An 18,936-nucleotide genomic window follows, 5' to 3' on the forward strand; every position below is an offset into this window, starting at 1 on the left:
ATGCCGATGGGCGGAATGCCGTTCGGCGGCGGGGGAGGGGGCCCAGGTGGCGGCACCGGCGGCGGCGGAGGGTTGAGTGGTCTGAGTGGACTGATCAGCCCGCTGGCGGCACTCGGCCGCGGTTCGGGTTCTCGGTCCGGGTCGACCGCCGGGCTGCAGCCAGCGGGACCGGCGGTCGGGACCCCACTTGGTGCGCTGACGCTTGACTCGAGTCCACGGGAGGTGGCGTCGGCCATCATCCATGAAGCATGGCGCCGCGGGTATTCGCCGTACCAGACGACCGCGATCCTGGCCGACGCCATGCAGGAGAGCAATTTGAATCCGCGGGCCAAAAGCCCGAATAGGCTGTGGGAGAGTATCTTTCAGCAAGACGCATCGTATTCGGGGCGGCGTAACCCGAATTTGGCGATCTCGGAGTTCTTCAACCGGCTCGACCACCACGGCGGCCCAGGATCACCGGATATCTGGAAATCGATCTTCTGGCTCCAACAGCGTCCCGGCGAACCCTCAGCGGCGGCGGCCTACGCCTATGGCCGGCAGGCCTACCTCTCGGAGATTCAGCGCCAACATCACAGGGCGATATCGATGTACCACGACATCGTCGGCGGCGGCGCCGTTATGGTCTGAGCCGCCTAGATTCCCAAATTTTGGCGGGCGCCGGCGTCGAGAGGCCGGATAATTGGTCTATGTCGGTTGTGCAGGCTTGTGTTGCTGTGCAGGCCGCGATCGCGCGGGCCCGCTCGTTGTTTGGTTCGGCGATCAACGGTGGCATTTCCGACAACTCCTCCACGCTGATCGCCGAGGCGGTGCAGATCACCACCGCGGCGCGTGACCGCACGGTCGACATGGCTGGCGGATTGGGAATGCCCTCCTACCGCGACATGGTGGATCGCTCGATCCCACCACTAATGACCGCGTCGACTAGCGATGCGGGCCTGACCACCCAATTGGCGGCCGCTGCCGCGGCCACCAGAGCCGGCGCTGACCGTCTTGATGCGATCGCCGCCCAGACCCGCGTCATCGCGCAGGCGGCCGCAGTCGCGCGCACCGCCGCAGCGCAGCGTGCCATCCTGACTGCATTGCGCGGCCAGCTCCAGCAGGCCTCCGAGGTTGTCCAAACCACTCAGCAACAAGGTGGTGCCGCGGCCACTCAGATCCGTGCACTCAGATACCCAAAGAGCGCGCCCGGGGCAAGCCTCGGGTACGGCCAGCACGGTCCGTTGCCCACCGACGGCCCTGGCGACCTATGGGACCCGTCGACGGCTTACAAGTTATTCAACTCACTGAATGAATGTGAGGCCTGGATTACGTTCCGCAGAGTTCTGTATCCCTGGCAGCAGTGGGAGTGCCACCTCGCCGGGCCAGGCGGAGTGGCGGGCTCGTTCATTGTCGACAAAGCTTAAAAGCGACGTGACGTCGCAGACTAAGAAAGGATAGTCATGTTCGATCAGCCCGTCTGGAATTACCGAGCAGTCATCAGCGCGGCTGACACCGATGCACAAGCCGAAGTCCGCGACAGGCTCTTTCGGACTCTTTTTCAAATTCAGTTATACAATGGCGGGACATTGACCAGCTCTGTATACAGAGCAGCCGACCAACTTGAGCTCTATAATCCAGATCACGTCGTTGACCTCTTCCAGGCCTTTCATGATGCGGGCGCCTACGAATGGGACTCGAAGACACAAACCATGTGTGAAGTGGAAGACCCAGACATTTACGTACACCGAGTCAAGCGGCCCGCCAACATACCTCGAACACCTGGGGCTCGCGAGTAAAAGGCGATAACAAGTTGGCGCAAAGTTTGAAAGGAGCGTGGTGTCGAATTATTTGAAACGCATTCGATTAGCGCGAAGCGCGGTCGAAGACTTCAACATATACCCATTTTCGCTGCCGCTCGTCAGTTCTCTGGACACGGTGGAGTTTGATTCGCAGGTGACATTTTTCGTAGGCGCCAACGGGGCGGGCAAGTCAACTCTGCTCGAGGCAATCGCCGTGGCGCTAGGCTTCAATGCTGAGGGAGGAAGCCGTCACTTCAACTTCACAACTCGAGCCTCCCACTCGAACCTGCACGCTTATCTCGACATTGCCCGCGGTACGCGCAAACCCCGCTCGGGGTATTTTCTGCGCGCGGAAAGCTTCTTTAATGTCGCGACAGAAGTCGATCAACTTGGCTCCGACATCATCGCCGGCGCCTACGGTGGCCGTTCTTTGCACGAACAATCGCATGGCGAATCGTTTTTGACACTGATGGTCGAAAGGTTCACCAACAACGGCCTCTACCTGCTTGATGAACCCGAAGCAGCGTTATCGCCCACGAGCCAGTTGGCCGCCTTGGCACGGATCCACGACCTCGTTCGCCAAGGTTCACAGTTCCTGATAGCGACGCATTCGCCGATCCTTATGGCCTATCCTGGCGCGACCATCTACGCCTGCACAGACGCCGGCATCAGCCAAGTCGCGTATCAGGACACCGAACACTTTCGAATCACGCGGGACTTTCTCGATGCGCCTGAGCAATTCCTACATGAATTACTCGACGTAGACTTACCGAAGTCCTAAACAGCAGAAACAGACGACTACGAGCGTCTCGGAAGTCGGTCGTGGTTGCTGCGCGGAAGCGGATTGGTGTGACATTCTGTGCGGGTGTCCGCCCGGGTGCCGCCGTCGGGGGTTGTGACGTTTCTGTTCACCGATGTTGAGGGGTCGACCCGTCGGTGGGAAGCAGACGCCGGGGGCATGCGGAACGCCCTGGCCGTACATGACGAGGTGTTGCGCTCGGCGGTCGAGGCGCACGGGGGCTGGTTGTTCAAGCACACCGGCGATGGGGTGTGCGCGGCATTCGCGTCACCAGGGGCAGCGGTAGATGCCGCCATCGCCGCACAGCGCGAGTTGGAATTGCCGGTGCGGATGGGCATCGCGACCGGCGAAGCCGAACTTCGCGGCGGTGACTACTTCGGCATCGTGCTTAACCGAGCAGCCAGGGTGATGGCTGCCGGGCACGGTGGTCAGATCCTGGTGGCCGAGTCGACGGCGGTGCTGCTCATTGGGGTTGATTTATTGGATCTGGGGCCGCGGCGGCTACGGGATGTACCGATTCCGATCGGGATGCTCCAGGTCCAAGCGGAGGGACTGCGCACCGCCTTTCCGGCGTTGCAGGCGCTGGACCCTAGTCCCGGCAATCTGCGGGCGCCGACCACAAGCTTCGTTGGCCGCGAGTCCACGGTCGCCGGGCTGCGAGCCGCGGTACAAGCTCATCGGTTGGTGACGTTGACCGGGGTGGGCGGGGTGGGCAAGACCCGCCTGGTGTTGGAGGTCGCGGCGCGGCTGGCTGACGAATTCCCTGACGGTGTTTGGATTTTCGAGCTGGCTGCGGTCACCGACCCGGCGGCCGTGTCGGACGCGGTGGCGGCGGTGCTGGGCGTCATCCAGCAGCCCGGGAAGAGCGTGTGCGAGTCAGTGGCCGCCGCGTTGGAGGGCAGAGTCCGGTTGTTGGTGTTCGACAACTGCGAGCACGTGCTCGATGCCGCAGCCGATTTGATCGAGGCCGTGCTTGCGTTCTCGGCGACGGTGACGATTGTGGCCACCAGCCGCGAAGGATTGGGAGTCGCCGACGAACGCTTATGGCCGGTGCCCTCGCTAGATGTCGGCGCAGGCATCGACTCTCCAGCGGTAGAACTGTTTGTCCAACGCGCACAAGCTGTTTTGCCGGGCTTCTCGGTCCCCAACGCTGATGAGGCAGCCGCGGTGGTGGAGATCTGTGCTCGCCTCGACGGGATCCCGTTGGCCATCGAATTAGCGGCCTCACGGATAGCGTCGATGACGCCGAGCGAGGTACGGGATCGCCTCGATCATCGATTCCGGCTGCTGGTCGGGTCGCGGCGCGGAGTGGAACGCCACCAGACGTTGCGTCAGGCGGTGGCGTGGTCTTATGACTTGCTCGAGGATGCGGAGAAGGTTGTGCTCGAGCGGTGTTCGGTGTTCGCCGGTGGATTCGGTCTCGAAAGTGTTTGCGCAGTCGCGGATTCTCATGACGAGTTCGCCATGCTCAATCTGCTGGACGCGCTGGTGCGCAAGTCGCTGCTGGTCGCCGACCGGTCGGCGGGGCGGACCCGGTTTGCGATGCTGGAGACGATCCGCCAGTTCGCCGAGGAGCAACTCGTCGCCCGCGGCGAGGCATCCGAGATTCGGGCTGCTCACGCGCGGTACTTCGCCGGACGTGAAGTCGACACTCTTGCCCTGTGGGACAGCCCCCGACAGCGACAGGCCTACGACTGGTTCACTCTCGAGCTGCCCAACCTGCGCACCGCGTTTCGGTGGGCCGCCGACCAAGGCGACCTCGACACCGCCGCCGCCATCGCCACCTATGTGGGGTGGCTCGGCAATATCGTCCAAACCTATGAGCCGATAGCCTGGGCTGAAGAGCTGATCGAGGCTGCCCGCGCCGTCGATCACCCGCGGCTGGCGTTCCTGTACGTGATTGCGTCGCTGTGCTACACGACCGGACGGATCGAGGCGGCTATCCGCTATTGCGACGCCGGCCAGATCGTTCTCGGCAGGAGCCGCGAGGCGCCGCCGTACGGCATCGAAGCCATGCTTGGATCTGTATACCTAGTCATCGGGCGGCCCGAACGATGTGTCGAGTTGTGCCGCGCCCAGCTCGCACGCCGCCGCGACACCCACGTCTACATCCGGGCATATCTGGTTGTCGCCCTTGCATTGGCCGGTTCGGGTGGGGAGGCGATGGATTCCGCGGATGGCCTCATCGAGGCTGCGGAGGCAACAGGCAACCGGTCCGTGCTCGCGTTCGCGCTCGGTGCCTACGGTCTCGCTTTCCGTGACGCGGATCCCGTCGGGGCGCTTAACGCCGTCGGCCGGGGTCTGGTGATCGCTCAAGACAGCGGCGACCGCGCCAACGCGTCAGTCCTGGCACACGCTCTGGCCCTACTCGAGGCCGAACAGGGCGAGACCGCGTCCGCGTTCGATCACCTCACTCTGGCAATCCGCAACTACCACGATTCGGGCAACACTACGACGATCCGCGGCGCGCTGGCCGTCCTCGTCGCCCTTTTCGACCGGCTCGGCCGCCACGAACCGGCGGCCACCATCGCCGGGTTCGCATTCAGTCCCTTCGCGACAGCGGCGACCCCGGAGATCACCACCGCGATCACGCACCTCCGCGATGTCCTCGGCGACCAGACCTACGAATCGCTCGCCCGCACGGGTGAGACGATGGCCACCGCCGCCATCGCGACCTACGCGAACGACCAAATCGACCAGGCCCGAGCGGAACTGAACATCGTCGCGAAATAGACCACATTCGAGAGTCTGGAAAGTTAGTTCCGGTTTGCTGGGTGTTCGTGGGTTGGGTGGGACGTCGTGTGCGGGTATCTGGTGGGGGCCCGCCTTCTGGGGTTGTGACGTTGCTGTCGCCCGAACGGGTCGGGTCCCATATCTGGTTGCGGTGTCGCTGCGACCCGCAATGCTGTTGTCGTGGGCCCTAATTGCTTAGTGGTTGGGCCTTAGTGCGGGAGTGCAAGCCCTGAGCTGATCAAGACGATGCCGGCGCCTGCGGCGGCGAGGAGGGTGAGCACGACGCCGCGGCGTAGTAGGAGGAGTAAGACTGCGGCGGCGGCGAGGACTGCGTACTGCCACGGCTGGGTTAGGGCTCTGGCGAGGCTAATCGCGGAGCCGAAGATGGCGCCGATCGCGGCTGGTCCGGCGCCGTCGAGAAATGCGCGGGCGATGGCGTTGGTGCGCAGCTGGTCGAAGTGCCGGGCGCCGAGAAGCACGAACGTGAAGGACGGGCTGAATACAACGGGGCACGCAAGGACAGCGCCGAGCAGCCCGGCGGCGGCGTAGCCGACTACGGCGACGGTCTGCACGACTGGTCCCGGTGTGATCTGGCCGAGGGCGACTGCGTTAAGGAACTGGGGGCCGGTCATCCAGTGGTAGTGATCGACAGCGTCGTTTTGCATCAGCGGGATGATGACGAATCCGCCGCCGTAGGACAGCGCGCCGACCTTGAACGCTACCCAGATCAAGGAACCGAGTGTGCCAAGGCTCAGCGTTCCGAGTGCCAGCAGGGGTGTGGGCGCAATGGCGGTCGGGCCAGTGGGCTCGCGGCGGATACGGCTGGCGATCTCGATCACGCCGCAGGCCAGCAGCGCTAGTACCAGCCAGGGGCCGATGGTCGCCGCTGCGAGCAGACCGGCAGCAACAAAGGAAATCCACCGGAGCCGACTGGCACGCCCGGCGGGGTGGGCGCCGTGCCAGCTGGTAGGCAGCAGGCCGGCTGCGGCGTGCACCGCGACGGCTGCTACCGCTGATCCGGCGCCGGCACCTGCGGCTAGGACCGCGCGCGGCGGTGCGTCGCCTAAGAACAGCACCGCCAGGGCGAGGATGAGGATTAGTCCGGGGACGATGAACGCGGCCCCGCCTAGCAGCGCGCCGCCCCAGCCACGGACCCGCCAGGCGCAAAAGATCGCCAGCTGAGTGGAGGCGGGCCCGGGCAACAGGTTGCAGGCAGCGACGGCGTCTTCGAACTCAACCGGCGTCAACCAACGCCGGCGCTCGACGCACAGCTCGCGCAGCAGCTTGATGTGTGTGGGCGGACCACCAAACCCTATACACCCGATCCGTCCCCACTCGCGCAGCACGATGGCCAGGCTCGGCCGCGGCGGCACCTGCGCGTCGGCGTCGGGGTCACTCATCGGTGCATGACAGAAGCCGATTTGCGCGCCTGGATTACTCGATGGGTCATCAAGTTCCCCGGGCTCTGGACACCGAGCGACATTACATCAATCTAGTTTGATATGTATGGCCGGTGCGTGCCTGCTCGGGCATAGGGTGGGTTGAGTATCTGGTGAGGTCAAAGGCGCTATGCGAGAAGGAGACAACGAAATGACTGTCTTTGCGAGCAAGGTCCTCGCGCTAGCCTCGACACATGCACCCGCGGCGGTTGTGCTGATTCGCCTCTATGTGGGGCTGGTTTTCGCATGCGAAGGGGTGCTGAAGTTTTTATGGCCTGATTCGCTGGGCACCGGTCGGTTCGACAAAGCCGGCATCCCAGCGCCGGCGTTCTTCAGCGCACTGGACGGCGTCTTCGAGATCGGCTGCGGCGCACTCATTCTGGTCGGGCTGCTGACTCGGCTGGCCACTGTGCCAATGATCGTCGACATGCTCAGCGCGTTGCTTATCACCAAATTGCCGATCGTCTGGGGCCATGCCCCACTCTTCGGCACGGAGCATGGCTGGTGGGACTTCATCCACGAATCCCGTGTCGACCTCGCGCAGCTGTGCGGCAGCGTGTTTCTGCTTATCGTCGGTGCCGGCAGCTGCTCTCTCGACGCCCACCTAACCAGTGGGAAGTCCCTGCGCCCACAGCGCCGCTGACCGTGTTCCGAGGCGATGCAGGAGGTGCTGCACGTCCAAACTCGATCAAATCATTTTGATGTAATGTGGCCGCCATGGCGACGACTGATCGCATGCCGGTTCCGCTGCTGATGCAGATGGCCTCGCATCCGCTGCGCTGGGCGCTGTTGACCGAGTTGGCGTCGAGCGATCGCCGAGTCCGGGAATTGGTTGTCGCCGTGGATGCCCCGCAGAACCTTGTCTCCTACCATCTGCGATTGCTGCGCGTGGCCGGGCTGGTAGCTACTCGTCGCAGCAGCTTTGACGGCCGCGACAGCTACTACCACCTCGAACTTGCGCGGTGCGCGGCGGCGTTCGGTGACGCCGCAACCGCTCTGCATCCTGCATTGGCCCCTGCCGTCGCCGCGAGGGCAGCGGCGGGCAAGTCGGTGTTATTCGTGTGCACGGGCAACAGCGCGCGCTCGCCGATGGCCGAAGGGCTACTGCGGCTTCGCGGCACTGGCCGTGTCCGTGTTACCAGCGCTGGCAGCCACCCCAAGCCGCGTCTACATCCCAACGCGGTGCGGGTAATGCGTGAGGCGTATGGCATAGACATCGGCCGCCGGCGGCCGAAATCGCTGACTGCAGTTGCCGAACGACGCTTCGATTACGTAATTACGTTGTGCGACAAAGTTCGCGAGTTTCCCTATGAGCACGGTTCGGCTGCCGCGATGCATTGGAGCCTGCCCGATCCGTCAGCCGGCCCGGCGGGCTATCGACAATTCCGGAGAGTGGCAGCCGAGCTCGACACCCGCATCGGATTTCTGCTGCCTGTTTTGGCGCACGCCACGGAAGGGTAAGTATGTCGATCGCATCGAAGCAACAGGCCGGCACCTGTTGCCTGGTCGACGATATAGAGCGGCTGCGCGCGGCTGGGCTGGGTTTCCGCAACGGCATCACCCGTGGCCCTGGTGGACACCCTGCCAGCACTCTCATCGAGCTATTCCAACCCGCCAACCGCTAGACCACACGGGGGCCCACGTGGTACTGGATCGACGCGATTTCCTTACATGGGGCGGCTTGGCGGTCATGGCCGCCGCCGGCGGCGTTGGTGTCGGAGTAACTGCTGGGTGCTCGCAGACGGCACCCACCCCGCCCACCGGCAAGCCTGACTACACGCTGCGGATCGGCACCGGCACCGTCGACTTGGCCCCAGACCAGATCGTGTCGACCACCGTCTACAACGGCCAGTTCCCCGGTCCGCTGGTGCGCTTAAAAGAGGGCCAACGGACGTCGGTGGACATCTACAACGACACCGACACCCCCGAGCAGCTGCATTGGCACGGCCAGCACGTGGGCGTTGATGTCGACGGCGCCGCTGAGGAGGGCACGCCCTACATCCCCTCGCACGGCATGCGGCGCATCTCCTTTGTGCCCGGCCCGGCCGGGTTCCGGTTCTATCACACCCACGTGGTGCCGCGCGCCGATCTGTCCCGCGGTCAGTACACCGGCCTGGTGGGCCCGGTCTACATCGAACCCAAGCAGAACCCCGGCGCATACGACCAAGAGATCTTCTTGACGCTCAAGGAATTTGAGCCTACCTTCAGCCGCGGCGGCGACATGGCCGCCGATTTCCTCGCCGGCGAGGCCGACCCCGATCTGAAGCACAAAGGCGAATCGGCGATGGATGCCTCACTGGCCCAGGGCAATCCCCATGGCTATGAGGTCAGCTACACGACATTCGCGATCAATGGGCGCATGCTCGGCCACGGCGATCCTCTCCGGGTGCAGACCGGTCAGCGGGTACTGCTGCATGTCCTCAACGGCAGCGCCACCGAAACCCGCAGCCTCGCACTGCCCGGACACAGCTTCACCGTGATCGCGCTGGACGGCAATCGAGTACCTAACCCCGCCCCGGTTCCGGTGCTCTGGCTGGGCGCAGCCGAACGGATCTCCGCGATCGTCAATATGACTAACCCAGGGATCTGGGTGCTGGGCGATCTTTCCGACGACGACCGCGGACACGGCATGGGCATCGTGGTGGAATACGCCGGGCGCAGCGGGGATCCGCAATGGGCGCCGCCCCCGCCCTTCAAATGGGACTACCGCCGATTCGCCGCACCCAACCCCAGTGCCGCGGCGCCGCCCGATCACACGATCGACATGCTGATCGAGAAGCGCAACGCTGCCGACAACGGCTTCAACCTTTGGACGATCAACGGCACACCGTTTTCGATGGACACCAATAAACCCGTGCTCGACCTACAACAAAACAAGCGATACCGGCTACGGTTTCGCAACGCCACGGATGACTTACACCCACTGCATTTGCATCGGCACACCTTCGAACTCACCCACATCGCCGGCACCCCCACCACCGGGGTGCGCAAGGATGTCGCAATGCTGGGCGGCTACCAGAGCATGGAGGTCGATTTCATCGCCGACCAGCCCGGTCTATCACTGCTGCACTGCCACCAACAGATCCATATGGACTACGGATTTATGGCATTGCTGCGCACCACCTGACCCGCGGCCGCCAGGGGTACCCGCATATGGATTGCGCGAAAGCCGAAAGGGATCAGTTCACGGCGACAATAACGCGGCGACGGGGCGCACCCCGACGCTCGACCGCGCTCCTGGTGGACTGCCCAACGGGGCGGTGCACGCCGCCGCCCGGCTGGGATTGGCCGAAATCCGTTGGGACGTGATCTCTTTCGATTGGATCGACGACGCCAATACGGCAGCGACAAGGTACATGCTGATGACCCAAATCAAGCCCGGGTCGGTAGTGCTGTTCCATGACACCTACTCGAGCACGGTTGACCTTGTCTACCAGTTCATTCCGGTGCTGAAGGCCAACGGCTACCGCCTGGTGACAGTCAGCGCGATGCGCGGGCCGCGCGCCGGGCAGCAGTTACGGTGACCGCGACAACGGCCCGCCGGTCAACGTCATCACCGACATCCCGGCCGCGAAGATACCGACACTGCCGAACACACCGTCACCTAAGCCGATGCCCAACCTGCCGATCACCGACATCCCCAACCAGAACCTCGGCGGGCCGCAATTGGAATTCCTGTCGCCTCGGCGGCGCCGTCTGTGTGGTTCGGCCGCAACCGACTACGCGGTAACGCGCGCGGCCAGCGTGGCCTGTCCGGGTCCGTCGAGTTCGGTGACCACTGAGTGCCGACCGGCCATTGCCATCAGGAGTGCTTCTCCGGTGCCGCTGACTTCCAAGCCCTCGCCGTGCTGCCAGTCGATGTCGGTCGCTCGTAGTCGGAGTCCTTTGATGCGACGCCCTGCGCCCAGGCGCGGATTTCCAGGCACCAAGGGCAGGATCCGTTCCAGGCGATCCGCGGGCACAGCGCGCCGATGTCCGAGTGCGCGGCGAATGTCCTGATGATGGATGGTGCCGTCGATGAGGGCAATCATGCCGCCGAAGCCAGCGGTCAGCCCGCGTGGTCGAAGATGTCTTCCAAGGAAGTGCCTCAACTCCTGCGGGGACAGAGGCGAAAGCTCTTGAACGCCGACCTCATTGGCATGGACGAACCGTCCCTTCGCGAAACGCTTCATCAATCCGAGTGGGCTCAACTCTTCGTAACTCACGACATGCGCAACGACGTCCTTCACCGACCATCGGTCACACAAGCTCGGTGCCTGCCACTCGTGTGGGCTCAGCGTTGCAAGGAATGCGGCCAGGTCGGCCCGCTCGTCATAGGCGAGGTCCATCAGAGACTTTTGATCGATGCTCACAGCGACTCCTCCCTCTTCGCGATCTCGACGTAGTGGCTGAGGTACAGCGGCCAACCCGCATCGCCGTCAACACCATCGGCTACGGCTTGCCAGCCCGTGCCATGCCGTTCCAAGTGTCGGTGTTCTAACTCCACGCGAGTGCGGTCCTCGGACTCGGCAATGAAGCGCACCTCAACCTCACTCGTCTTCGCGGGATCGGCTTCCAGTTGCCAGGTGGGGCTGATGTCCCAGGAAAAGACGACGCGGAACGGCGCCTCGTAGACGAGGACACGCGCCCATTCGCACCGGCTACCGTCGGTCCCCACGTCGTAGATGTGCCCGCCCACTCGCGGCTCGAAGACGGTTTCGGCAATCGGGACCGACAGCAGATTGTGCTCGCGCGGCTTGATGGCATCGAACTTGCTGATGAACAGCGTGAACGCACGCTCGATACCCGTGTTGACCGCGACGCTCTTGCGTATCGGCTCGACCTTTGATGAGCTCATCCCTGTTGCCCCTCTTCATCGGCGATCAGTGTGTAGGCGTCCAGCGCCTTGCCCCAGAACACGTCTAACTCCGACCTCAGTGCCTGAATGCCTTTCGGGTCCAACTGATAGACGCGCCGCGTTCCGACTGCGCGATCCGCAACAAGTCCAGCGCATTTGAGCACCTTGAGGTGCTGCGACACGGCCGGCCTGCTCACCGGCAAGCCATGAGCAAGCTCGCCGACCGCCATCGGCCCACCGGCAAGACGCTTGAAGATCGCTCGCCGGGTGCCGTCGGCGAGAGCGGCCCAGGCATCGACGGTGCCATGGTAAGTCGCCACGAACGGTAAGTCTACACTTACCGATCTATTCAGCTACAGCTCAGTGTCCAGAAAGGGCCGGAACTGAAGGTGTTGAGGGCACCGCTTGCACTGCCTCAACTGGCGCCCGTACGGCGGCCCGGCCGGTGAATCCGGGGGATAAGTTGTGGGACCCGGCGGCGGTACTGGCGATATTGATCGCCGAGCGCCGCGTTCAGATCATGCTCTTCGAGCTGCAGCGCGATCACGATGTAGCCGGTTGTTACTAGCGCGAAGAGCAAGTGCCCGGTCGTCATTGTCGGCGCGGCCCAAAACGCGATGATGAAGCCCAGCATGAGAGGGTGCCGCACAATTCGGTAGAGCAGGGGGGTCCGAAATCCGGTGTCGGTGTAGGGTTCTGCGCGCCACGCCAGGTACACCTGGCGGAGTCCAAACAGATCAAAGTGACTGATCATGAAGGTCGACGCGAGGGCCATAGCCCAGCGAGCCAGAACAGCACCTGCAGTCCGATCCGCCCCAACGGCCACGCGACGTTCCAAATGACTGTTGGCATCGTCCGCCATTGCCAGAACATAAGCAACAGAACCAGACTCGACAACAGAACATAGGTGCTGCGCTCAATGCTGTTGGGCACCAGCCGTGTCCACCAACGCTTGAATGCCGGTCGCGCCATCACGCTGTGCTGCACTGCGAATAGCCCGAGCAGCAGCATATTCACCACGACTGCCTCTCCGACGGGTGCCGTCACGCCGTGGTCGATGCTGCGTGGCACGACGAGGTTGCCGACGAAGCCGATGGAATACAGGAAGGCGGCCAGGAAAATTAGATAACTTGCCCCGCCGTATCCGAGTGTGAGATAGCGCTTCATGGTGCCCTTTCTGCTGTGGTGATGGCCTATGTCGTGGGCGCGCTATGGGTGAATGGTGGTGCCGCCGAGTCGGGTTTGGTGAGGGTCACTTGCCATAGCCGTCGGGGCAGGTCGCCTTCTTCGAATGCGTACACGTCGTTGAGTTTCCAGCCGTCTGCCAGCGCATCGACAAGTTCTCGGGAAAAGAAGTGGACCGCGAATCCGCCGTGTTCGAAGATGTCGTCACCGTGCGGGTTTCCGGCACCGTAGTGGGCGTCGCCGGTGTGCCGAACGGTGTAGATGAACGTTCCGCCTGGCCGCAGGACCCGCCGAACCTCGTTGACGATGGCGTGGATTTCCTTGGTCGACAGGGCCATACACAGTGCCATGTGTGCGAACACGGCGTCGACGGCCTCGTCGTCAACGCGGCATTGAGCCAGTGCTTTGGGATGTGGAATCAGCGCGTCGAGCAGGCATTCGAGGCGGCCGCAGGCCTGGCCCCCCGTGACCAACTGGGCGCCATCCTGCGTGCGGCAATCGATTCGTTCGCCGATCTGCGGTCGTCGGTGCACGCATGCGTCGAGTCCTATGCGCCGGCGCTGCGGTCGCAGGAGTTGCGGGAGAGACTCGCGGCTGGATACGCGGGAGTGCGTGAATCCGCTGTTCGGTTGGGCACCCAGCACATGGCCGATGTGGGTATGGCGGCGCCACAGAACCTGGCCCCGATCGCATCGGTGCTGATGGCGGTTTGCGACGGCCTGATGTTGCAATGGATTGCAGACCCGCAGGCCACCCCGCATGCAGCCGAAACACTCGACGCTCTCAGTGTGCTCGGAATGCTGGCATCGATGGGAGCGGACCAGGCTGCGCGCTAGGACTCGCCGCCATCTGGCGAGCGCCTGTGTGAACGCAACCGTAGCTGACGAAGCCGTGAAAGCTGTCGTGTCGAAATAGACGAGATATGAGGGTCTCGAAATTCCGTCGCGGTCGTCGCAGGGATAGTTCGGCGCAGACTTCGGCGTCACCAAGATCGTGCTCGGGGCGGCTTGTTTTCGACAGGATGCTCGTGGTCCGGCTCAGCACACAGAGGCGGCAGGAAGCTGGATGGTGATTTCGGCGCCGCCAGCGGGGCGGTTGTGTGCGGTGACGGTGCCGTAGTTGCGTCGCGCGAGGGTGTCGACGATGGCCAGGCCGAGTCCGGTGCCGCCCCTCGTGCGTGCGGGGTCGGCGCGGGTGAATCGGTCGAAGGCGTGCGGGAGGAATCCGGGAGGGAATCCGGCGCCGTTGTCGCCGACGCGGATCTCGACGCCGTCGTCGGTGGCCGGCTGGACGCGGATGGTGATCGGCGGGGCGCCGTGCTGGGTGGCGTTGTCGATGAGGTTGCTGATGATCCGGTCCAGGTCATTAGGGTCGATTCGGGCGTATTGGCCTGCGGGGCAGTCGATGTCGAGTTGGCCGTCCAGGCTGTGACGGTAGCGTTCGCCGATCGTTTGCAAGCGGGTGCGAAGGTCGATGGTTGGCGGCGGCTCAGCCGAGTTGCTGGTGTCTGCGACGGTGAGCAGGTCGCGAGCCAGGCGGGACAGCCGGGTGGTTTCGTCCAGGGCTGAGCACATCGCGGTGACCAGTTCGGGGTTGCTTCGTGGGCGCCGCAGGGCGAGTTCGAGTTCAGTCGTCAACAGACTCAGCGGAGTGCGAAGTTCGTGGCCCGCGTCGCTGACGAACTGTCGTTCTCGCTCTAGCGCGTCTTGCAGCCGTTGCAGGAGCTCATTAAATGTTGTTCCGAGATACCAGATTTCATCGCGAGCGGGTGGGACGGGCAGGCGGGCGTGCGCGTCGGTGGCGCTGATCCCCGCGGCGCGAGCGCGCATGCGTTCGACCGGTCGAAGGGCGGCGGCTGCTAACAGGTACGCGCCAATGGCGGCGGCCAACAATACGATCGGGAAACCGGTGGCCAGTTCGTCGCGCAGGTCCGCCACCGCGGCGTCGCGGTCGGCCAGGCTCTGGGCCGCCAGCACAAGGCGCCCACCGGGTGCAGGGCTCGCTGCCACCCGCACCGGGCTTTGCAGATTGCCGAGCCGGGAGTGATCGGCGACCAGCTGCCCGCGTCGGGCGGTGTCAAGCTCGGACGGTGACAGCGCGCTCTGCCCAGCGAGATTCGAGGTCGCGGCCAACACCCGACCGTCGGGGGCGATGATCTGTTGGGCCGCGTCGGGATCAGTGTCAGCGAGGACGGGATCGGTCGCGGCTGCGACCGGGCGCAAGTTGTCCAACCGATAGGACAGGGACTCGGTGATCGCCTCGTCCAGCGATTCTTTTGTGTGGGTGACGGTGAGAGTCCCAACGGCCAGTAAGACCAGCGCTATCACGGCGGTGAAGGCAGCGGTGAGCCTGATCCGGAGCGGCCAGCGCCGAATCATCTGGCTGTTTTCTCGGGCACGCCGCCATCGGTGCGTAGCCGATAACCGATACCGCGAACAGTTTCAATCGAGCGCACCCCAAAGGGTCGGTCGATCTTGTCACGCAGCGCGCGTATATGGACGTCCACGACATTCGAACGTGATTCGTAGGCGAAATCCCAGCAGTGTTCCATCAACAACTCCCGGGTCAGCACGGTTCCGGGTCGGCGCATCAGCAGCTCGAGCAGCCCGAATTCCTTAGTGGTCAAGGAGAATTCGACCTCGCCGCGCCAGCATCTACGGCTGGCGGGATCGGCGCGCAGCGCACCGACGGTCAACACTGTGGGTCGCGGAGTCGGTCCGCGGCGGATCAGCGATCGCAGCCGGGCGAAAAGCTCATCGAGGTGAAACGGCTTGGTGAGGTAGTCATCGGCGCCACCGTCGAGCCCGGCGACGCGGTCAGCGACGGCGCCACGGGCGGTGAGCATCAGCACCGGTACCCACTTCTGCCGGTCGCGCCATCTTCGGCAGATATCGAAGCCGGAAAGGCCCGGCAACATAGCGTCCAGCACGATCGCGTCGTAGTCGCAGGCCATGGCGGCCTGGAAGCCGCTGAGGCCGTCGGCGGCGACGTCAACGGCATAGCCGTCTTCGACCAGGCCCCGGCGCAGCAGGTCGGCCATCTTGGGCTCGTCTTCGACGACCAGCACACGCACCGTCGCACCGTCCTGTCTTTACTAGGCCCTTTGTGTACTTGGCGTTGTGCCCGACTCCATCATCACCTTTAGGCGAGGTAACGCAGTTGTATTCGGCATTCATGAAGCCACGATGAGGACGATGGCCGACAGCTTCATCGTGACTTCATGAAGACGCGATAGACCATGGGCTAGCCGAGCGGCCATCCAGACGGCGTGGATTTCTTCGAACATTGGGAGGGCTCATGGGTGGGGTCAGGCACGCGGTTGCGCGAACCGTGGTGATCGCCGCCACGGTGGCGGTGGTGCTGTCGGGCTGTAGCGCGGGTTCAAAGACGGGCGCGGGTAACGACAAAGACCAAGTCGGCAATCCCCATTCGGCCGTGCGGACAACAGATGCCGATTGGAAGCCGGTGGCCGATGCGCTGGGACGTGTCGGCAAGCTCGGCGATAACAACACTGCCTTCCGAATGGCCTTGGTGCGCAACGATCTTCAGGTCACCACCGACGGTGTGGCGATCAAACCGGGATTGTCGCTGGGCGGGTACGCGGCCTTCGTGCGCTATGACGACAATCAGACGCTGTTGATGGGCGACCTGGTGGTAACAGAAACCGAGCTGGCCAAAGTCATCGACGCACTACAGGCCCACGGCCTCGCCCAGACCGCGCTGCACAAGCATCTGCTGCAGCAAGTCCCGCCGGTGTGGTGGACCCACGTGCATGGCATGGGTGACGCCGTCCAGCTGGCCCAGGCGCTCAGAGCCGCCCTGGACGCGACCTCGATCGGACCGGCGACCCCGCCGCCGGCGCAGCAGCCGCCTCTCGGCATCGACACCGCCGGGGTTGAGCAGACGTTGGGCCGCAAGGGAACTTCGGACAACGGGTTGTTCAAATACGGCATCCCCCGCAAGGACACCATCGTCGAGGACGGGTACGTGCTGCCCGCGGTGTCGCTGAACCTGACGACCGTGATCAACTTCCAACCCACCGGCGGCGGCCGGGCCGCGATCAACGGCGACTTCATCCTCACCGCCCCCGAGGTCCAGAAGGTCATCCAGGCATTGCGCGCCGGCAACATCCAAATCGTCGAATTGCACAACCATGGCCTCACCGAACAACCCCGGCTGTTTTATATGCACTACTGGGCCGTCGACGACGCAGTAACTCTTGCCAAAGGGCTGCGCCCGGCGCTGGACGCCACCAACCTGCAACCGGCATAGCCGATTTCAGTACACGACGAGGCCGAGCACGCCAGTCGCGAAGACTACATAGGGTTCTTTGATCTTGAACCGCCATAGCAGACCGAGGGTGGCCACGGCGATGGCGGCGGTGATCCAGTCGGTCACAGCTTCGCGGGTGAGCACCACGACGGCACCGCAGAGTGCCCCCGCCGCGGCGGCGGTGGCGCCCGAAACGAAGGCGCGTAGCTGGGCGTTGTCGCGGTGTCGCAAAAACCAGCGGCCGGGCACGACGACGCCCAGATAGATCGGAGTGAAGATGGCGATGGCCGAGATGATCGCACCCGGCAGTCCGGCGACTAGGTAGCCGATGAATCCGGCGCTGATCACAACCGGTCCAGGGGTGATCAGGCCGATCGCTACGGAATCGAGAAACTGGCTGTCGCTTAGCCAGTGGTGCTGGTCGACCACCCCGGCGCGCATGAACGGCACGATCGCCAACCCTGACCCGAACACGATCGCCCCGGTTTTCAGGAAGAACAACCCAAGCGACGCCAGCGTCCCCGCACCGGCCAAGGTGCCAAGCCCGACCAGCAGCGGGACGGATTTGGGGCTGTCATCGGTCCCGGTGACGTCGTCTGGGGATTTTCGGCGGCGTCGCCGAATGCGCGGGCGGGCGTCGAGCAGGATCATCAGCAGACCCGCGCCGACGATGACCAGCACCGGTTCGGAACCGGTGAGCGCGGTGAGCGCGAACACTGCGGCGCTGATGCCCCAGAGCCGCCAGTCGCGGCGGTCGGTCAGTTTGATCAGCCTGATCGCGGCGATCGTGATGATTGCCATCACGGCCGGGGCGATGCCGTAGAACAGCGCCTGCACAACACTCGAGCCGGAGTAGTGCGAATAAACGGCGCCCACGGCCACGACGATGACGAACGACGGTGCGACGAAGGCGCCCGCGACCGCAGCCGCGCCTAGGGCGCCGTGGCGCAGGTAACCGACCCACATCGCGACCTGGGCCGCCAACGGGCCCGGCATGGTCTGTCCGAGGGCCACGCCGTCGAGGAAGTCTCGCCGATCCATCCACCGACGCTGTTCGACCAAATCTCGTTGCATGTAACCGACCGTGGCGATCGGTCCACCAAAGCCGATCGCGCCCAGCTTGAGGAAGTAGGTGAGGATGCGGCCGAAGGCGACTGGTTCGGGGTCAGCTTCGGCTGATGGGTGATGCTCGTCGGCCGGTGGCTGCGGATCGGACTCACTCACGCCGAATGATCTTTCCCCGACTGTGAAGCTGCGGCGATTCCAACCGAGATCCCGGGGTCAGTCGTTGTCCGGAGCTTCTGTGCCCACGAATCGGAAGCCCTGGTCCAGGTGTACTTCTACTCGACTGCCGTCGGTCTTGGTTACGAGGACCCCGTAGTAGGCGGCGCCCTCGTTGGATTCCTTTTCGACCTTCCCAGCTTTGCCCGGTACGGCTTGCACCGCCGCGGCGCGGGCCTGATCTGCTGCCGGGCCAGTGACCTCGCCGTCGTCGGCGACGGCGACGAAGACGCCGAGGCCAACGCCCCCCAGGACGGCGGCACCGGCCACACCGATACCGATCCTCGTTCGAATTCTCATCGACCCATCCCTCCTCGTCATAAACCCTGGTATCGAAAGCGACGCTAGCGTCGGCACATGAAGCCAGGATGAAAGTGAGCACCAAGGCTAGGCGCGGTTGCCCGACCGCGAGACCCGCCGATAGCGCGTATCGAAATACTGCGACACAGCGCGCGTGCGACACATGTTTCGGAATGCGTGCCCTGAACGAACTTTGGAGCCCGCGTCCGATACTCCGAGAATGTGTCCGGCCGCTTCCGACTAAACCGTCGCGGTGCTTAGCTGCAGACACAGCAATAGCGCAGGCGGAGCAACAGCGAGTTCGGGAAGCTA

17 protein-coding genes and 3 pseudogenes are annotated in these 18,936 nt (G+C 63.9%); 10 read left to right on the forward strand and 10 right to left on the reverse strand.

From position 1 onward, the window contains the following. From AC5Y5O_RS30450 to AC5Y5O_RS30465, 4 genes and pseudogenes are all read left to right on the forward strand, one after another. Positions 1-627: pseudogene (locus tag AC5Y5O_RS30450) on the forward strand (hypothetical protein); the annotation flags it as partial. A 59-nt stretch (positions 628-686) separates the two neighbouring features. Further along, positions 687-1,403: a DUF4226 domain-containing protein gene (locus AC5Y5O_RS30455; RefSeq protein ID WP_330981136.1), complete on the forward strand. Its 717-nt coding sequence runs from the start codon at positions 687-689 to the stop codon at positions 1,401-1,403. A 412-nt stretch (positions 1,404-1,815) separates the two neighbouring features. After that, positions 1,816-2,559 (forward strand): AAA family ATPase, encoded by a 744-nt coding sequence (locus AC5Y5O_RS30460; protein ID WP_330981137.1) that lies wholly within the window; start codon positions 1,816-1,818, stop codon positions 2,557-2,559. A gap of 78 nt (positions 2,560-2,637) precedes the next feature. Then, positions 2,638-5,310, forward strand: a complete 2,673-nt coding sequence (locus tag AC5Y5O_RS30465; RefSeq protein WP_500028657.1) for an ATP-binding protein — start codon at positions 2,638-2,640, stop codon at positions 5,308-5,310. 209 nt (positions 5,311-5,519) lie between these two features. On the opposite strand, the gene chrA (AC5Y5O_RS30470) is transcribed toward AC5Y5O_RS30465, so the two are convergent. Then, positions 5,520-6,710 (reverse strand): chromate efflux transporter, encoded by a 1,191-nt coding sequence (chrA, locus tag AC5Y5O_RS30470; RefSeq protein ID WP_500028658.1) that lies wholly within the window; start codon positions 6,708-6,710, stop codon positions 5,520-5,522. Positions 6,711-6,900: 190 nt separating this feature from the next. Here chrA (AC5Y5O_RS30470) and AC5Y5O_RS30475 point away from each other — a divergent pair, with 190 nt between their 5' ends. The 4 genes and pseudogenes from AC5Y5O_RS30475 to AC5Y5O_RS30490 form a co-directional block, all read left to right on the forward strand. Further along, on the forward strand, positions 6,901-7,392 hold the full coding sequence (locus AC5Y5O_RS30475; RefSeq protein WP_330981140.1) for a DoxX family protein: 492 nt from the start codon (positions 6,901-6,903) through the stop codon (positions 7,390-7,392). 74 nt (positions 7,393-7,466) lie between these two features. Then, on the forward strand, positions 7,467-8,210 hold the full coding sequence (locus AC5Y5O_RS30480) for an arsenate reductase/protein-tyrosine-phosphatase family protein (protein WP_330981141.1): 744 nt from the start codon (positions 7,467-7,469) through the stop codon (positions 8,208-8,210). Positions 8,211-8,439: 229 nt separating this feature from the next. Further along, positions 8,440-9,876 (forward strand): multicopper oxidase family protein, encoded by a 1,437-nt coding sequence (locus AC5Y5O_RS30485; protein ID WP_330981227.1) that lies wholly within the window; start codon positions 8,440-8,442, stop codon positions 9,874-9,876. A gap of 73 nt (positions 9,877-9,949) precedes the next feature. Beyond that, positions 9,950-10,412 (forward strand): annotated as a pseudogene (locus tag AC5Y5O_RS30490) (polysaccharide deacetylase family protein); the annotation flags it as partial. A gap of 56 nt (positions 10,413-10,468) precedes the next feature. On the opposite strand, the gene AC5Y5O_RS30495 reads toward AC5Y5O_RS30490, so the two are convergent. The 5 genes and pseudogenes from AC5Y5O_RS30495 to AC5Y5O_RS30515 all read right to left on the reverse strand — a co-directional run bounded on the left by AC5Y5O_RS30495 (position 10,469) and on the right by AC5Y5O_RS30515 (position 13,109). Further along, on the reverse strand, positions 10,469-11,077 hold the full coding sequence (locus AC5Y5O_RS30495) for a maleylpyruvate isomerase family mycothiol-dependent enzyme (protein ID WP_330981228.1): 609 nt from the start codon (positions 11,075-11,077) through the stop codon (positions 10,469-10,471). Positions 11,078-11,097: 20 nt separating this feature from the next. Then, the gene (locus AC5Y5O_RS30500) at positions 11,098-11,586 is read right to left on the reverse strand and encodes an SRPBCC family protein (protein WP_330981143.1); all 489 of its coding nucleotides are present in this window, start codon (positions 11,584-11,586) and stop codon (positions 11,098-11,100) included. Then, complete coding sequence (locus AC5Y5O_RS30505; RefSeq protein ID WP_330981144.1) at positions 11,583-11,906, reverse strand: ArsR/SmtB family transcription factor; 324 nt, start codon at positions 11,904-11,906, stop codon at positions 11,583-11,585. Before AC5Y5O_RS30505 ends, AC5Y5O_RS30500 begins: the two co-directional genes overlap by 4 nt. A 95-nt stretch (positions 11,907-12,001) precedes the next feature. Beyond that, positions 12,002-12,753: pseudogene (mddA, locus tag AC5Y5O_RS30510) on the reverse strand (methanethiol S-methyltransferase). Positions 12,754-12,779: 26 nt separating this feature from the next. After that, a complete protein-coding gene (locus AC5Y5O_RS30515; RefSeq protein ID WP_330981145.1) occupies positions 12,780-13,109 on the reverse strand; it encodes a hypothetical protein in 330 nt (109 codons plus the stop codon). A 12-nt stretch (positions 13,110-13,121) separates the two neighbouring features. Between AC5Y5O_RS30515 and AC5Y5O_RS30520 the strand changes: the two genes are divergently transcribed. After that, complete coding sequence (locus AC5Y5O_RS30520) at positions 13,122-13,607, forward strand: TetR family transcriptional regulator C-terminal domain-containing protein (protein WP_330981146.1); 486 nt, start codon at positions 13,122-13,124, stop codon at positions 13,605-13,607. A gap of 201 nt (positions 13,608-13,808) precedes the next feature. Here the strand turns inward: AC5Y5O_RS30520 and AC5Y5O_RS30525 are convergent, their stop codons facing one another. Both AC5Y5O_RS30525 and AC5Y5O_RS30530 read right to left on the reverse strand, forming a co-directional pair. Continuing rightward, on the reverse strand, positions 13,809-15,149 hold the full coding sequence (locus AC5Y5O_RS30525; RefSeq protein ID WP_330981147.1) for a HAMP domain-containing sensor histidine kinase: 1,341 nt from the start codon (positions 15,147-15,149) through the stop codon (positions 13,809-13,811). After that, positions 15,146-15,844 (reverse strand): response regulator transcription factor, encoded by a 699-nt coding sequence (locus AC5Y5O_RS30530; RefSeq protein ID WP_330981148.1) that lies wholly within the window; start codon positions 15,842-15,844, stop codon positions 15,146-15,148. The genes AC5Y5O_RS30525 and AC5Y5O_RS30530 overlap by 4 nt, the downstream gene beginning before the upstream one ends. Positions 15,845-16,068: 224 nt before the next feature. On the opposite strand from AC5Y5O_RS30530, the gene AC5Y5O_RS30535 reads away from it, so the two are divergent. After that, complete coding sequence (locus AC5Y5O_RS30535) at positions 16,069-17,043, forward strand: DUF1259 domain-containing protein (protein WP_342930781.1); 975 nt, start codon at positions 16,069-16,071, stop codon at positions 17,041-17,043. 6 nt (positions 17,044-17,049) lie between these two features. Here the strand turns inward: AC5Y5O_RS30535 and chrA (AC5Y5O_RS30540) are convergent, their stop codons facing one another. Together chrA (AC5Y5O_RS30540) and AC5Y5O_RS30545 are read right to left on the reverse strand one after the other, a co-directional pair. Continuing rightward, entirely contained in the window at positions 17,050-18,267 is a 1,218-nt protein-coding gene (gene chrA, locus AC5Y5O_RS30540; RefSeq protein WP_330981150.1) for a chromate efflux transporter, read from the reverse strand. 57 nt (positions 18,268-18,324) lie between these two features. Further along, the gene (locus AC5Y5O_RS30545) at positions 18,325-18,624 is read right to left on the reverse strand and encodes a PepSY domain-containing protein (protein WP_330981151.1); all 300 of its coding nucleotides are present in this window, start codon (positions 18,622-18,624) and stop codon (positions 18,325-18,327) included. Positions 18,625-18,936: the final 312 nt, after the last annotated feature.

The organism is Mycobacterium sp. NGS40, assembly GCF_059812735.1.

What these genes read in the sequence shown, in the direction of transcription:
- chrA (WP_500028658.1), bottom strand. Translation starts at nt 6,710, where the DNA reads ATGAGTGACCCCGACGCCGACGCGCAGGTGCCGCCGCGGCCGAGCCTG.
- AC5Y5O_RS30475 (WP_330981140.1), top strand. Translation starts at nt 6,901, where the DNA reads ATGACTGTCTTTGCGAGCAAGGTCCTCGCGCTAGCCTCGACACATGCA.
- AC5Y5O_RS30485 (WP_330981227.1), top strand. Translation starts at nt 8,440, where the DNA reads ATGGCCGCCGCCGGCGGCGTTGGTGTCGGAGTAACTGCTGGGTGCTCG.
- AC5Y5O_RS30515 (WP_330981145.1), bottom strand. Translation starts at nt 13,109, where the DNA reads ATGGCCCTGTCGACCAAGGAAATCCACGCCATCGTCAACGAGGTTCGG.
- AC5Y5O_RS30455 (WP_330981136.1), top strand. Translation starts at nt 687, where the DNA reads ATGTCGGTTGTGCAGGCTTGTGTTGCTGTGCAGGCCGCGATCGCGCGG.
- AC5Y5O_RS30545 (WP_330981151.1), bottom strand. Translation starts at nt 18,624, where the DNA reads ATGAGAATTCGAACGAGGATCGGTATCGGTGTGGCCGGTGCCGCCGTC.
- AC5Y5O_RS30495 (WP_330981228.1), bottom strand. Translation starts at nt 11,077, where the DNA reads ATGGACCTCGCCTATGACGAGCGGGCCGACCTGGCCGCATTCCTTGCA.
- AC5Y5O_RS30480 (WP_330981141.1), top strand. Translation starts at nt 7,467, where the DNA reads ATGGCGACGACTGATCGCATGCCGGTTCCGCTGCTGATGCAGATGGCC.
- AC5Y5O_RS30525 (WP_330981147.1), bottom strand. Translation starts at nt 15,149, where the DNA reads ATGATTCGGCGCTGGCCGCTCCGGATCAGGCTCACCGCTGCCTTCACC.
- AC5Y5O_RS30500 (WP_330981143.1), bottom strand. Translation starts at nt 11,586, where the DNA reads ATGAGCTCATCAAAGGTCGAGCCGATACGCAAGAGCGTCGCGGTCAAC.
- AC5Y5O_RS30535 (WP_342930781.1), top strand. Translation starts at nt 16,069, where the DNA reads ATGGGTGGGGTCAGGCACGCGGTTGCGCGAACCGTGGTGATCGCCGCC.